Below are 15,355 nucleotides of genomic sequence, written 5' to 3' on the forward strand. Positions count from 1 at the left end.
ATACTCCGCCATCTTCTTCTCCGCCAATACCTTCGTGATCGCCGATGTCAGCGTCGTCTTCCCGTGATCCACATGCCCGATCGTCCCAATATTGATGTGCGGCTTCGTCCGCTCAAATTTCGCCTTCGACATAAAACCTCCTCATTCAATCGGGGGACGCCCCACAGCCGACGCACCGGCTGAGCCCGAGCCCCCTAATTAAACTTCCGCCTTTCCCTGTATTTTTGCGATGATCTCGTCCGCGATCTGCTTCGGCACATGATCGTAGTGAGAAAACTGCATCGTAAAGACCGCGCGGCCCTGGCTCATCGAGCGGATGTCGGTCGCGTAACCGAACATTTCTTTCAACGGCACAAGCCCGTCGATAATCTGCGCGCCGGAGCGCGCGCGCATTCCCTGGATTTTTCCTCGACGCGAGTTCAGATCGCCGATGATGTCTCCCATGTATTCCTCCGGAACGATCACCTCGATCGTCATGATCGGTTCGAGGAGAACCGGGCTGGCGCGGCGGACCGCCTCCTTAAACCCCATGGAACCCGCAATCTTGAAGGCCATTTCCGAAGAGTCCACGTCGTGATAGGATCCGTCGACAACCCTCACCCGAAGATCCACCATCGGGTAGCCGGCCATCACGCCGTTATCCATGGCCTCACGGATGCCTTTTTCAATGGCCGGAATATATTCCTTCGGAATCGCGCCGCCGACAACCTTATTAACGAATTCAAATCCCTTTCCGGGCTCCAGAGGCTCAACCTCGAGGAAGACATGGCCGTATTGTCCGCGTCCGCCGGTCTGCCGGATATATTTCCCCTCCGCTTCGGCCTTGGCCCGGATGGTCTCCTTGAAGGCCACCTGGGGTTTGCCCACATTGGCGTCGACTTTGAATTCCCGCAAGAGTCGATCGACGATGATTTCGAGATGGAGTTCGCCCATTCCGGAGATGATCGTCTCCAGCGTCTCTTCGTCCGTCGAAACACGAAACGAGGGATCCTCCTGTGCCAATCGCTGCAGCGAAAGTCCGAGCTTCTCCTGATCCTGCTTGGTCTTCGGTTCGATAGCCATGGAGATGACGGGTTCGGGGAACTTCATGATCTCGAGCAGGATCGGATGATCTTCGTCGCACAGCGTGTCGCCCGTCGTGGTGTTCTTTAATCCGACGGCCGCCGCAATCTCGCCCGCGAAAACTTCCTTGATGTCTTCGCGCTTGTTGGCGTGCATCTTCAACAGTCGCCCGATTCTTTCCTTGTTGTCTTTCGTCGGATTGTAGGTATAGGATCCCGCTTTCAGCACACCGGAGTAAACACGAAAATAGACCAATTGCCCCACAAAGGGATCGGTCATGATCTTGAAGGCCAGGGCCGAAAAGGGCTCGTCATCGCTGACCTTGCGTTCGATTTCGGCCTCCGTTTGCGGATCCACCCCTTTCACAGGGGGGAGATCAACCGGCGAGGGAAGGTAACTGACTACGGCATCCAACAGCAACTGAACCCCTTTATTCTTGAAAGAGGCCCCGCACAAAACGGGGTTGATCTTCAGCAACAAGGTGCCTTTCCGAATCGCGCGATGGATCTCTTCAGGCGACAGCTCCTGGCCGTCCAAGAACTTCTGTAAAACCACCTCATCGAATTCGGCAACGGCATCCAGCATCTTCTCACGATATTCTTTCGCCAGCGACATCAGTTCTTCCGGAATCTCCTTGATCTCGTATTTCGCGCCGAGGGTCTCATCATCGAAGAAAACCCCCTTCATCGTGATGAGATCGACCGAACCCCGGAATCCCGACTCTTTTCCAATCGGAATCTGAATCGGCACCGGTTTCGCTCCCAGGCGATCCACCATGGACTTGACGCCTTCATAGAAATCGGCGCCGGTGCGGTCCATCTTGTTCATGAACGCGATTCGGGGCACATGGTATTTATCCGCCTGTCGCCAAACCGTCTCGGACTGGGGCTCCACGCCCTGAACCGAATCGAACACCGCGACCGCGCCGTCCAAAACACGAAGCGACCGCTCGACCTCGATCGTAAAGTCTACATGGCCTGGCGTATCGATAATATTGATACGATAGTCCTTCCAAAAACAGGTGGTCGCGGCGGCCGTGATCGTGATGCCGCGCTCCTTCTCCTGCTCCATCCAGTCCATCGTCGTGGTGCCCTCGTCCACTTCTCCGATGCGATGGGTCATGCCGGTGTAATAGAGGATCCGCTCCGTCGTGGTGGTCTTGCCGGCATCGATATGGGCCATGATACCGATGTTGCGCGTTCGATCTAGATCGTATTGCCGAGGCACGGTTTCCTCCAACTTCCTTTCGGTATAAACTACCAGCGATAATGCGCGAAGGCCTTATTCGCCTCCGCCATGCGGTGCGTGTCTTCCTTCTTTTTAATCGCTCCGCCCGTGTTGTTGGACGCGTCCAGAATTTCAGAGGCCAGCTTTTCCTGCATGCTTTTACCGGAACGCTGCTGGGCGTACAGGGTCAACCATCGGAGCGCAAGAGCCAGGCGTCGGTTCGGGCGGATCTCCACGGGAACCTGGTAGGAGGCGCCGCCGACCCGACGAGATTTGACCTCCAGCATGGGTTTCACATTGTCCATGGCCGTCTTAAAAACCTTCAACGGATCGTTCCCCGTTTTCGTTTTAATGAAATCCATCGCCTGATAGCAGATCTTCTCCGCGGTGCTCTTTTTCCCCTTGCGCATGATCACGTTGATCAGCTTGCTGACCATTTTATCGTTGTACCGGGGATCCGGGTTCACGACCCGCTGTGAAATCGCACTTCTTCTCGGCATACTCTTTCCTTTTTATAGGGGCTCACGTCGCCCCCTCCTCCGGCTTAGCCGAATGGAGCCTTCCCCTCTCGCTCGCGTTGCTCGCCGGGAAGATACCGATGGGCAGAGCCCTTTGGTATCTACTTGGGCCGTTTCGCTCCGTACTTCGAACGGCCCTGTTTACGATTCTGCACGCCCACCGTATCCAAGGCGCCGCGCACAATGTGGTACCGTACCCCCGGGAGATCCTTCACGCGCCCTCCCCGGACCAGGACGATCGAGTGCTCCTGCAAATTATGGCCGACACCGGGAATATACGTCGTGACTTCCATCCCGTTGGTCAACCGCACCCTGGCGACTTTGCGCAAGGCGGAATTGGGTTTCTTGGGGGTGGTGGTATACACCCGGATGCAGACCCCCCGCTTTTGAGGCGAACCCTTTAAAGCCGGGCTCTTCGTTTTTCCTTTCGCAAGCTTTCTGCCCTGTCGCACCAGCTGATTTATCGTCGGCACAAGTTCCCTCTCATAGCCCAAGAATCCATCCGTATCTAGGACCAAAACCAACGAATCCGTAGAAACTTTGGGATTCTACTGAATAATTATATAATTGTCAAGGTTTATTTATATGGAACCGACTTCATCTGTCCCGCATGAGGTGGAACCGCAATCGAAGCTGCTTCCATTCCGGCAGGATGGACCATCACCCTCAGGCTGATCATCACGGAAGGTTTTCCTTTAAGGCCAAATCCTTCCCCTCCCCCCCTTCCGTCAGGGATTCCGCCGGGACTTCCTCCACGGGCATCGGCGGGAAATTGACGAATGTTTCACGGTAGGCATCCAATCCCGTGCCCGCAGGGATCAAGCGGCCGACGATGACGTTTTCTTTTAATCCGGTCAGATCATCCATTTTTCCGTTAATGGCCGCTTCGGTGAGCACCCGGGTGGTTTCCTGGAAGGACGCCGCGGATATAAAGCTGTCCGTCGAGAGCGACGCCTTGGTGATGCCCAGCAGAATCGGTTTCCCGATGGCCGGCTTGCCGCCTTGCGCCATGACCTTTTCATTTTCCGCGGCAAAAACGGACTTCTCAATCTGGCTGCCGATGAGAAACTCGGTGTCGCCCGGCTCCTCGATCTTCACCTTCCGCAGCATCTGCCGGACAATAATCTCGATATGTTTGTCGTTAATGGCCACACCCTGAAGGCGGTACACTTCCTGCACTTCATCCACGAGGTATTTTTGCAGCTCCTTGGGCCCCAATACGTCGAGAATATCATGGGGATTCGCGGAGCCGTCCATCAGGGCTTCCCCGGCATGAATCCAATCGCCTTCATGAACGCTGACGTGCTTTCCCTTCGGAATGTAATAATCCCGGACGTCGCCCATCTCATTCTTGACGATCACCTTCCTCATGCCTTTCACAAAGCCGCCGAATTCAACGGTGCCGTCGATTTCACTGATCACCGCCTGTTCTTTCGGTCGACGCGCCTCGAAAAGCTCCGCGACGCGCGGAAGACCGCCGGTGATGTCCTTGGTTTTTGTCGTTTCGCGGGGAATCTTGGCCAGCACATCGCCCGAAAAGACATGGGCCCCCTTTTCCACGAGAATATGGGCGCCGGCGGGCAGCAAGTACCGCGCGACCGAGGCCCCCGAAATTTTAGCCGTTTTTCCCGAGTCGTCTTTGATGGAAACCCGGGGACGGAAGTCCGATCCGGGATAGTCGATGATCACTTTCCGAGACAACCCCGTCACCTCGTCGACCTCTTCCTTCATGGTCACGTTCTCGATGATGTCCCCGAAGGCGATTTTGCCGCTCACCTCGGTCAGAATCGTCAACGAATAGGGATCCCACTCCACCAACTTTTGGCCCACTTCGACCCGTCCCCCGTCTTTGATCTTGATCCTCGCGCCGTAGACGACCGAGTATTTTTCTTTTTCCCGCCCGCGTTCGTCGTAAATGGCGATCTTGGCGTTTCGATTCATGACCACCCACTCGCCTTCCTTGTTTCGCACGGCGATTCCGGCGTTATGAATATCCGTGTTCTTCTTGGCATCGTAACTGAGAAACTTCAGGGTGCCGGTATTCTTGGCCTCCAGGATCGTCTGCTCCACGACCTTGCTGGCCGTTCCGCCGATATGGAACGTCCGCATGGTCAGCTGCGTCCCGGGCTCGCCGATCGATTGCGCGGCGATGATCCCCACCGCCTCCCCTTTTTCCACCAGCTTCCCTCTAGCCAGATCCCGGCCGTAGCACTTGACGCAGACGCCGCGACGGCACTGGCAGGTTAGAACGGAACGGATCTTGATCTTGTCGATGCCGGCGTCCACGATGGCTTTCACACGGTCTTCGTCCATCTCTTTCCCGGCTTCAACGATGACCTCATTCGTCAACGGATCCCGGACGTCTTCGGCGACAATCCGGCCGAGGATACGCTCCTCCAGCGGTTGGACGATTTCACCGCCCTCCACCAGCGCGCTCACCTCGATCCCATCCACGGTGCCGCAGTCGTCTTCGCTGACGATCATATCCTGGGAAACGTCCACGAGGCGGCGGGTCAGGTAACCGGAATTGGCCGTCTTCAGGGCGGTGTCGGCCAAGCCTTTTCGGGCCCCGTGGGTCGAAATGAAATACTGCAGCACCGTCAAGCCTTCGCGGAAATTGGCCGTGATGGGGGTCTCGATGATCTCGCCCGAGGGTTTCGCCATCAAACCTCTCATCCCGCCCAATTGCCGGATCTGCTGCGTACTGCCGCGCGCCCCGGAATCGGCCATCATGTAGATGGAGTTGAATTCCCTCTGCTCCTTTTTCGCGGCCTTCCCGTTGCCCCCGGTGCCTCCCAGCTCCTTCATCATTTCGCTGGCGACGAGCTCGGTGACGTGGGCCCAGATGTCGATCACTTTGTTGTAGCGCTCGCCGTTGGTGATAAGACCGTCCGCGTATTGTTTCTCGATTTCCATGACCTCCCGCTGCGCCCGGTCGATCAGCTCTTCCTTTTTCTCGGGAATGTGCATGTCATCGATGCAGATCGAGATGCCGGCCTTCGTCGCAAAGAAAAATCCGATATCCTTGATCTTGTCCAGCAGGATAACGGTTTCACGGTGGCCGCCCTCCCGGTAACACACATCGATCAGTTTCATGACATCCTTTTTGGTCATGACCCGGTTGACGGTGTTGAACGGCAGGCTCTCCGGAAGGATCTCGGAAAAAACGACCCGGCCCACGGTGGTCTCCGTTAAGGAGCCGTTGATCCGGACCTTGATCTTGGCGTGTTCTTCGATTTCCCTCGCATCATAGGCAACGCGGACCTCTTCCTTGCTCGAAAAGATTTTCCCTTCACCCTTGGCGCCCAAGCGCTCCTTGGTCAACCAGTAGCAGCCGAGCACCATGTCCTGGGAGGGAACCATGATCGGCTTCCCGCTGGCCGGAGACAGAACATTGTTGATGGACATCATCAGTACACGGGCCTCGATTTGGGCCTCGACGGATAACGGGACATGCACGGCCATTTGATCGCCGTCAAAATCGGCATTAAACGCCGCGCAGACAAGGGGATGAAGCTGGATCGCTTTTCCTTCGACCAGAATCGGATCAAAGGCCTGGATGCCGAGACGATGAAGCGTGGGAGCGCGATTCAAAAGCACCGGGTGATCGCGGATCACGCCTTCCAGAACATCCCAGACCTCGGGCTTTTCCTTCTCCACCATTTTCTTCGCGCTTTTAATGGTGGTCACGTAGCCTTTTTCCTCCAGTTTATGGAAGATAAAGGGCTTGAACAATTCCAGGGCCATTTTTTTCGGCAGACCGCACTGGTTCAACTTCAGATCGGGACCGACCACGATCACCGAACGACCGGAATAGTCCACCCGTTTCCCCAGCAGGTTTTGGCGGAACCGGCCCTGCTTGCCCTTGAGCATGTCGGACAACGATTTTAGGGGCCGCTTATTGGGTCCTTTGATCGCCCTTCCCCGACGGCCGTTGTCGAACAGGGCATCGACCGCTTCCTGAAGCATTCTTTTTTCATTCCGGATGATGACGCCGGGCGCCTTCAGTTCAATCAGCCGTTTGAGCCGATTGTTCCGGTTGATCACCCGGCGATAGAGATCGTTTAGATCGGAGGTCGCAAAGCGTCCCCCGTCCAAGGGGACCAGCGGCCGGAGTTCCGGGGGAAGAACCGGGATCACGTCCATAATCATCCATTCGGGTTTGTTGCCCGATTTCCGGAAGGCTTCGACGACTTTCAATCGCTTCGTATGCTTTTTCTTCAGCGCGGTCGAATCGGCTTCCTTTACTTTCGCGTGGAGCTCTTTCCAAAGCCCCTCGATATCGACCCGCTTGAGAAGCTCGCGTATGGCTTCCGCCCCCATGGAGGCTTTAAATTCACTCCCGTGCTCCTGAACCAACTGGCGATATTTGTCTTCGGTCAGAACGTCCTTTTCTTTCAGGTCGGTCTGACCGGGATCGACAACGACGTAAGCCTCGAAATAAAGAATCCGTTCGAGTTGTTTCAGGCTCATGTCCAGCAGATTGCCGATTCGACTCGGCACGCCTTTGAGGAACCAGATGTGAGCCACGGGCGCCGCCAACGCAATATGTCCCATCCTTTCGCGACGGACCTTGGACTGGATGACCTCCACGCCGCACTTGTCGCAGACAATCCCGCGATGCTTCATGCGCTTGTACTTGCCGCAATTGCACTCCCAATCTTTGGTCGGCCCGAAGATTTTTGCGCAGAACAATCCGTCCCGCTCCGGCTTGAACGAGCGGTAATTGATCGTTTCAGGTTTTTTGACCTCGCCGTATGACCAGGATAAAATCTTGTCCTGCGACGCGATGCGGATCCGAATGGCGTCAAAAGAGACCGGCTCTTTCGGCTTTTCGAAGAATGACCGAATTCCTTCCAAGGGCGACACCTCCTAAGAATGTTTGTTGCTCCCGCGGTTCGAACGGCGTTCGAGCCGCGGGTTCGACGGTCTTCTATTCTTTCGTTTTCATCAACTCAACGTCCAGGCCCAGACTCTGCAGCTCTTTTACAAGAACGTTGAACGATTCCGGCAAACCGGGCTCAAGGAAATTCTCCCCCTTGACGATGGCTTCGTAGATCCGGGACCGTCCCGGGACGTCGTCTGATTTGACGGTCAGGAATTCCTGAAGGATGGAGGCCGCCCCGTAAGCCTGGAGCGCCCAGACTTCCATCTCCCCCAATCGCTGACCGCCGAACTGGGCTTTGCCGCCCAGCGGCTGTTGGGTGACAAGCGAATAAGGACCGATCGAACGGGCATGGATTTTATCATCGACCAGATGATGCAGTTTCATCACGTACATATAGCCCACCGTGACTGGGCGGTCAAAGGATTCGCCCGTCCGTCCGTCAAAGAGCATGCTTTGACCGCTCTCGGGAAGGCCGGCTTTCTTCAACAGTTCCTTGATTTCTCCTTCACGGGCCCCGTCGAACACGGGACTGGAAACGTGCAGCCCGAGGGCTTGGGCCGCCCAGCCCAGGTGAGTCTCGAGAATCTGACCCACATTCATACGGGAGGGCACACCCAAGGGGTTCAGCACCACTTCCACCGGCGTTCCGTCCGGCAAATAGGGCATGTCCTCTTCACGGAGGATCCGGGCCACAACCCCCTTGTTCCCGTGGCGGCCCGCCACCTTGTCCCCGACCGAGACCTTCCGCTTCATCGCGATGTAAACCTTGACCAGCTTGATGACGCCGGGCGGAAGTTCATCCCCGCCTTTCAGGCGGCCCATTCGCTTGTCGTAAATCTCCTGAAGGATCTCCATCTGCTCCTTGGCCATGCGTTCCATTTCGAGCAGTTTTTCCTGATCCTCCGGATTGCTGAGCAAGATGTCCCGCAAATAATCGTCCGAGATCTTCTTCAAAACTTCCGGGTTCAATTTCCGCTTCCGCTTCAGGATTACGTCGCCGGTCTCCGGATCGACGATGTCGCGGCTGATCACCTTGCCGTTGAGAAATTTCCGCATCTTCTTGTTTTTCTCGTCATCGATGATCCGGAGCTCATCCTGGTGATCCCGCTGCAATCGTCCGATGTCATCGCTCTCGAACACCTTGGCGTGCTCCGCCTTGTCGCTGCCTTTGCGCGAAAAGATCTTGACATCCACGACGATCCCTTCCACGCCCGGGGGCACGATCAAGGAAGTGTCCTTGACGTCCCCGGCCTTCTCTCCGAAGATCGCCCTTAAGAGTTTCTCTTCGGGGGTCAGCTGGGTCTCGCCCTTCGGAGTCACCTTTCCAACGAGAATGTCGCCCGGCCGGACTTCCGCGCCGATCCGAATGATCCCGCCTTCGTCGAGGTTTTTGAGCGCCTCTTCACCGACGTTGGGGATGTCGCGCGTGATCTCTTCCTTCCCCAGCTTGGTGTCCCGGGCTTCCACCTCAAACTCCTCGATATGGATCGAGGTGAACATGTCCTCCTTGACCAGTTTTTCGCTGATCAGGATCGCGTCCTCGAAATTATATCCGCCCCACGGCATGAAGGCCACGAGGACGTTGCGGCCCAGCGCCAGGTCGCCCTGTTCGATGGCCGGGCCGTCGGCCAGCACTTCTCCCTTTTTAACGATGTCGCCCGGATTGACGACCGGTTTTTGATTGATGCAGGTATTTTGATTGGAACGGAGAAACTTGATCAAGGGGAACACCTCGGTCGCCTTCTCTTTATCCTTTCCGGACTTGGCCTGATCGTATTTCACCACGATACGGTTGGCGTCGACGCTTTGAACCACGCCATGGTGCCGGGCAAAGATCACATATCCCGAGTCGCGGGCCACGACCGATTCCATTCCGGTGCCCACCAGAGGCGCTTCGGTTTTGATGAGCGGCACGGCCTGGCGCTGCATGTTGGATCCCATCAAGGCCCGGTTGGCATCGTCATTTTCAAGGAACGGAATCAAGGCGGTCGCGACGCTGACGATCTGCTTCGGAGAGACATCCATATACTCCACTTTATCCGGAGTCACCGTTACAAAATCGTCCGCAAACCGGGCCGATATACTCTCGGAAACCAATCGGCCCCGTCCGTCCACTTTCGAGTTCGCCTGGCCGATCACATGGCGCTCGCCATCGATGGCCGACAGGAACTCCACATCGTCCGTCACACGCGCCGTTTTCACCTTGCGATACGGGGCTTCGATAAAGCCGAACTCGTTCACGCAGGCGTATGTGGCCAGCGACGTGATCAACCCGATGTTCGGACCCTCCGGAGTCTCGATGGGACAGATCCTCCCGTAATGGGACGGGTGAACATCGCGCACTTCGAAACCGGCCCGCTCGCGCGTCAACCCCCCCGGCCCCAGCGCGGAAAGCCGGCGCTTATGCGTAATTTCAGCCAGCGGGTTCGTTTGATCCATAAATTGAGAAAGCTGGCTGCTGCCGAAGAATTCCTTGATGGCGGCCATGACCGGTTTCGCGTTGATTAAATCGTGGGGAAGCGCCGTTTCCAGATCGAGAAGGTTCATGCGTTCTTTAATGGTCCGTTCCATGCGGACCAGCCCGATCCGGAATTGATTCTCCAACAACTCTCCGACGGAGCGCACCCGGCGGTTTCCCAGGTGATCGATATCGTCGATCTCTCCTTTTGCCGCTTTCAAATTAATCAGATACCGAACCACCTCGACGATGTCCTCGGGGGTCAGCGTTCGCTTCTCCAGTGAGACATCGAGACCCAGTTTCTTGTTGAGTTTCAGACGGCCCACCGGCGAGAGATCATACCGTTTTGGATTAAAAAACAGGTTGTCAAACAAGGTTTTGGCCGTTTCCACGGTCGGCGACTCTCCGGGACGCAGACGCTTGTAAATTTCCACCATGGCCTCTTCCTTGGATCCGACATCCTCCAACGGCAGGGTATCCCGAATCACCGGCGGAATCGTGACGGGATCGATGTAGATCAGCTTGAAGCTTTCCAGGTGACTGCGCAGCAATTTTTGCAGCACATCCTCGGTAATTTCCTTATTACGCGCCAGCAGGACCTCGTGCGTTTTTGGATCGGAAAGCTCACTCGCCGTCAGTCGACCGATCAATTCCTCCTGGGGAACCGGAATATCCTTGATCCCGGCCTTACGGATACGATTGATGATCAGCTTGGTGATCTTCCCGCCTTCCTTGATGATCGTTTCTTTGGCCTTTTTATCCACAATATCGATCGGGGATTTAATTCCCGAATGGATATCGGGATCAAGTTTTCGAACAAACTTCCCCTTCTCGATCTGTATTTCCTCGACCGGATAGTACATCCCATAGAGATCTTCCGTCGTGTATCCGAACGCTTTTAACAGAATCGTCACCGGCATCTTCCGGCGACGATCAATCCGGACATAGAGGATGTCACGTGTGTCGAATTCAAAATCAAGCCAGGACCCCCGATAGGGAATGATGCGGGCCGAAAACAGAACTTTTCCGCTGGCGTGGGTCTTCCCTTTATCGTGAGTAAACGCCACCCCGGGAGAGCGATGCAACTGGCTGACGACCACCCGCTCCGTTCCGTTAATAATAAACGTTCCGGTTTCGGTCATGAGCGGAAGTTCGCCCAGATAGACTTCCGATTCCTTGCTCTCGCGGATTTTTTTCGCGCTCCCTTTGGCCTCTTTGTCGAAAAGGTGCAGTCGAACGCGAATCTTCAACGGGGCGGCGTAGTTCATGCCTCGTTCCAGACATTCCCGCACGCCGTACTTGGGAGCGCCCAGCGAATAGTCAACCAGCTCGATCAAGGCCGTGTCATTATAGTCCGTGATCGGGAATACACTGTTGAACGCGGCCTGAAGCCCCCGGTCCTGACGCCGATCCGGTGGCACAGTCATTTGCAAAAAGCGCTCGTACGAACTTTTCTGGATATCGATGAGATTGGGGATCTCGATCCTGCTTTGGATTTTCGAAAAGTCCTTCCGATTTCTCACGTTGTCCGTTCCTCCCTACGAAGCAGTGATGCTGGTTATACCTCGGCCGATGAAGACCCGGGGGCGATCATTATGCCATCATCCTCTTTCAGGCCGTCGAAATATCCCTATTTAATTTCGACTTTGGCTCCCGCTTCTTCCAGTTTCTTCTTCATGGTCTCGGCTTCTTCCTTGGCCACACCGCTCTTCACCGCCTTGGGCGCTCCCTCGACCAGATCTTTGGCTTCCTTAAGACCGAGACTGGTCAATTCACGCACCACCTTGATGATCTGGATCTTCTTATCCGCCGCGGCGGCCGACAAGATGACGTCAAAACTGGTCTTCTCTTCGGCGGCCGCTGCCGCCGCTCCGCCGCCGGCCGAGGCCACGGCCATCGCAGGCATGGCCGCCGTCACCCCGAATCGTTCTTCCAACGCCTTGACCAACTCCGAGAGCTCCAGAACGGTCATACTTTCAATGGCCTTGATTAAATCATCTTTCGAGAGCTTTACATCCGTTGCTGACCTTGTCATGACTGCTCCTTTCCGGTAGGTTCCGTTTCATGTTGAAATCGATTTACTTTGCCGTCTGCTTGTCTCGTATCGCCGCCATGGCGAACACGAACTTCCTCATGATCCCTTGAAGCCCTCCGACCAACCCGCTCATCGGCGATTGGATGCGGCTCAACAGGTCCGCTATGAGCACATCTTTTTTGGGCAGTGACGCGACCATCTTCACGCCCTTGGAGTCCAAGACCTGTCCTTCCATAACCCCGATCTTGACCTTGATCTTCTCCGTCCTCTTATCGACAAATTCTTTCAAGATCTTGACCGGTGCGACGGGGTCGTCGTAGCCGAACGCAACGGCGATAGCGCCTTGAAACGCGTCACGGGTTTCGGACAGAGCCGTTCCTTCGGTCGCCCGTTTGGCCAGCGTATTTTTGACAACACGGAGTTCCCCTTTCACGCCGCGAAGCTTCTGCCGAAGCTCCGTCATGTCCGAGACACCCAATCCTTTGAACTCCGTCAAGATGGCCACCGTTGCGGTGGAAAATTTCTCGTGCAGTTCACTGACGAGCTGTTGCTTCTCTTCCCGTTTCATTTTCATACGCAATCCCTCACTCACCCGAACATTTTTGCAACGCCGGGCGCATCGATCTTGATCGAAGGTCCCATCGTCGTTGAAACCGAGACGGCTTGAAGATAAACCCCTTTGGCGGTTGACGGTTTCGCTTTGACAATCGTCTCCAAGACCGTGGATGCGTTCTCCGTCAGCTTTTGAGGCTCAAAGGAAGCTTTACCGACCGGGACATGGACGATGCCCGCCTTTTCAACCTTGAACTCGACTCGGCCTTGCCGGACTTCACGGATGGCTTTGGCCAAATCGAAAGTCACCGTCCCTGATTTGGGGTTCGGCATCAACCCTCGAGGGCCTAAAATTTTACCAAGCTTTCCGACCGCGCCCATGAGGTCCGGAGTCGCAATGACCCGGTCGAATTCCAGCCATCCCTTTGTAATCTTTTCAACCAGGTCCTCGGATCCTACGATGTCGGCGCCCGCCTCACGCGCCTCTTTGTCCTTGTCCCCTTTCGCAAAAACAGCGACGCGGACTTTCTTACCGGTCCCGTGAGGAAGAAGAACCGATCCCCGCACCATTTGATCGGAATGCTTCGGATCAACGCCCAACTGGATCGCCAAATCCACAGTCTCGTCAAACTGGGCCAACGCGGTTTTCTTCACAACCTGCATCGCCTCGGCGATTGTATAATTCCTTGGTTCCACGTGCGCTTTCGCTGCTTGGTATTTCTTTCCCATTTCCGCTCCTTCGACTTCAACGGCGGATGGCCTGCCGCACATCCGCCTTCGTCATACCGATACAGGCGGGCGCTTCATCCGCTCAGCCTTTAACCACTTGGATGCCCATGCTTCTAGCCGTCCCTTCGATAATATGGACGGCACCTTTCAGATCAACCGCATTAAGATCCGGCATTTTTAACTTGGCGATCTCTTCGACCTGGCTCTCCGTGATCTTTCCCACCTTGTCCTTGTTGGGTACAGCGGATCCTTTAATAATTCCGGCCGCCTTCTTCAAGAGATCGGAGGCCGGAGGAGTTTTAGTGATAAACGTAAAAGTCCGATCGGAATAGATCGTGATGATCACAGGAATAATGGCGCCTTCCTGCTTCTGAGTCTTCGCGTTAAACGTCTTACAAAACTCCATGATATTGACACCGTGTTGCCCTAACGCCGGACCGACCGGCGGGGCCGGATTGGCCTTGCCGGCCGGGATCTGCAGTTTGACCATCCCGGTTACTTCCTTTGCCACAACAACACCTCCTCTTCACACGAACACGACCGCATCGACCGCGCCGCAAACTCGCTACAAGCGTTCAACTTGTAAAAACCCCAGTTCAACCGGGGTGGAGCGTCCGAAGATGCTCACCAACACTTTCACTTTGTTCTGCTCGGCATGCACTTCATCAACAACGCCGTTAAACCCAAGAAAAGGACCGTCGATAATGCGAACCGCGTCTCCCTTTTGGAACTGTAATTTCTCACGTGGCGCGGCGGTACCCGCATCCAACTGTTTCAGCAACGTCTCCACCTCGGACTCGGACAAGGGCGCCGGTTTGGCTTCTCCCCCCAAAAATCCGGTCACTTTGGGTGTGTTTTTAATCAACTGCAATGTCTCATCGGTCATTTCCATTTCGATCAGAACGTAGCCCGGGAAAAATTTCTTGGTCGACACCCTTTTCTTGCCGTCTTTAATCTCGATCACCTCTTCGGTGGGGACCAAAACCTTGCTGATTTTTTCCTGCAAGCCCAGGTGGCCGGCCTGCTCCTCAATCGTGGTTTTTACACGCCCCTCAAATCCGGAATACGTATGAATGACGTACCAGTTCTTTGTCATCGATATCACCAAGTGGATTATCCTATTGAATGATGAGCCGAACCGCTTTCACAAGAGCCATGTCCAGCACGGACAAGAAAATCCCAATGATAAACACAAGGATTAATACAACGGTCGTTGACCCCAGTGTCTCCGCCCGAGTGGGGTAGGCCACCTTTCTCAGCTCCGCTTTCACATCGTTGAAGAATCCAGAAATGCGACCCATAAGACCCTGCATGACCCACTCCCATACGCATACGCGAAATTACTTAACGCATCGTCTGTCAGAAACTGGCAGGCCAGGAGGGATTCGAACCCCCAACCCGCGGTTTTGGAGACCGCTGCTCTAGCCGTTAGAGCTACTGGCCTGTTTAATTAGGGGGACCGCTGCGGCAAATAAAAAACCAAGATCCTCACATGCCCCCCTCGAACCCCCGCGGTCGCACCGGCAAAGCCGGTTGCTACCTACTTAACTTCCTTGTGCATGGTATGCTTGCGGCACATCTTGCAAAACTTCTGAAGTTCCAAACGATCGGGGTCGTTTTTTTTGTTCTTGACCGTCGAATAGTTCCGTTCACGACATTCCGTACAGGCCAAGGTAATAATCTCACGCATCGTTCTCTGACTCCTTAAGGCATTACTCGCTATCCCTTACGCGATGACTTCACTAATGACGCCGGCGCCGACGGTCCGTCCGCCTTCCCGGATGGCAAACCGCAACTCCTTCTCCATCGCGATCGGCGTGATCAACTCCACATCCATTCGCACATTGTCCCCCGGCATCACCATCTCCACGCCCTTCCCCAACGCC

The 15,355-nt window shown here is 55.4% G+C and carries 14 protein-coding genes and 1 tRNA gene; all 15 read right to left on the bottom strand.

The window, feature by feature from the left end; all coding sequences use genetic code 11:
• On the bottom strand, window positions 1-132 hold a 132-nt coding region (locus tag VLY20_06635; GenBank protein HUK56317.1), incomplete at its 3' end, for a GTP-binding protein.
• Window positions 133-198: 66 nt separating this feature from the next.
• Complete coding sequence (gene fusA, locus VLY20_06640) at window positions 199-2,289, bottom strand: elongation factor G (GenBank protein HUK56318.1); 2,091 nt, start codon at window positions 2,287-2,289, stop codon at window positions 199-201.
• A gap of 29 nt (window positions 2,290-2,318) precedes the next feature.
• Entirely contained in the window at window positions 2,319-2,789 is a 471-nt protein-coding gene (rpsG, locus tag VLY20_06645) for a 30S ribosomal protein S7 (GenBank protein ID HUK56319.1), read from the bottom strand.
• A 119-nt stretch (window positions 2,790-2,908) separates the two neighbouring features.
• Window positions 2,909-3,280, bottom strand: coding sequence for a 30S ribosomal protein S12 (rpsL, locus tag VLY20_06650; GenBank protein HUK56320.1), 372 nt, complete (start codon window positions 3,278-3,280; stop codon window positions 2,909-2,911).
• A gap of 205 nt (window positions 3,281-3,485) precedes the next feature.
• The gene (gene rpoC / locus VLY20_06655) at window positions 3,486-7,667 is read right to left on the bottom strand and encodes a DNA-directed RNA polymerase subunit beta' (protein ID HUK56321.1); all 4,182 of its coding nucleotides are present in this window, start codon (window positions 7,665-7,667) and stop codon (window positions 3,486-3,488) included.
• A 73-nt stretch (window positions 7,668-7,740) separates the two neighbouring features.
• The gene (rpoB, locus tag VLY20_06660) at window positions 7,741-11,676 is read right to left on the bottom strand and encodes a DNA-directed RNA polymerase subunit beta (GenBank protein HUK56322.1); all 3,936 of its coding nucleotides are present in this window, start codon (window positions 11,674-11,676) and stop codon (window positions 7,741-7,743) included.
• Window positions 11,677-11,783: 107 nt separating this feature from the next.
• Window positions 11,784-12,188 carry a 50S ribosomal protein L7/L12 gene (rplL, locus tag VLY20_06665; GenBank protein ID HUK56323.1) on the bottom strand — a complete coding sequence of 135 codons (405 nt, stop codon included), beginning with the start codon at window positions 12,186-12,188 and terminating at the stop codon, window positions 11,784-11,786.
• Window positions 12,189-12,231: 43 nt separating this feature from the next.
• The gene (gene rplJ / locus VLY20_06670) at window positions 12,232-12,762 is read right to left on the bottom strand and encodes a 50S ribosomal protein L10 (protein HUK56324.1); all 531 of its coding nucleotides are present in this window, start codon (window positions 12,760-12,762) and stop codon (window positions 12,232-12,234) included.
• 14 nt (window positions 12,763-12,776) lie between these two features.
• Window positions 12,777-13,469: a 50S ribosomal protein L1 gene (rplA, locus tag VLY20_06675; protein ID HUK56325.1), complete on the bottom strand. Its 693-nt coding sequence runs from the start codon at window positions 13,467-13,469 to the stop codon at window positions 12,777-12,779.
• A gap of 82 nt (window positions 13,470-13,551) precedes the next feature.
• Window positions 13,552-13,980, bottom strand: coding sequence for a 50S ribosomal protein L11 (rplK, locus tag VLY20_06680; GenBank protein ID HUK56326.1), 429 nt, complete (start codon window positions 13,978-13,980; stop codon window positions 13,552-13,554).
• A 54-nt stretch (window positions 13,981-14,034) separates the two neighbouring features.
• Window positions 14,035-14,565 carry a transcription termination/antitermination protein NusG gene (gene nusG / locus VLY20_06685; GenBank protein HUK56327.1) on the bottom strand — a complete coding sequence of 177 codons (531 nt, stop codon included), beginning with the start codon at window positions 14,563-14,565 and terminating at the stop codon, window positions 14,035-14,037.
• 22 nt (window positions 14,566-14,587) lie between these two features.
• Entirely contained in the window at window positions 14,588-14,782 is a 195-nt protein-coding gene (secE, locus tag VLY20_06690; GenBank protein HUK56328.1) for a preprotein translocase subunit SecE, read from the bottom strand.
• A gap of 54 nt (window positions 14,783-14,836) precedes the next feature.
• Window positions 14,837-14,913 (bottom strand) — tRNA-Trp (locus tag VLY20_06695).
• A 96-nt stretch (window positions 14,914-15,009) separates the two neighbouring features.
• On the bottom strand, window positions 15,010-15,159 hold the full coding sequence (gene rpmG / locus VLY20_06700; GenBank protein ID HUK56329.1) for a 50S ribosomal protein L33: 150 nt from the start codon (window positions 15,157-15,159) through the stop codon (window positions 15,010-15,012).
• Window positions 15,160-15,195: 36 nt separating this feature from the next.
• Window positions 15,196-15,355 (bottom strand): elongation factor Tu (gene tuf / locus VLY20_06705; protein HUK56330.1); only part of this gene is annotated, 160 nt, incomplete at its 5' end.

The organism is Nitrospiria bacterium (genome assembly GCA_035517655.1).
GTDB lineage: Bacteria > Nitrospirota > Nitrospiria > JACQBZ01 > JACQBZ01 > JACQBZ01.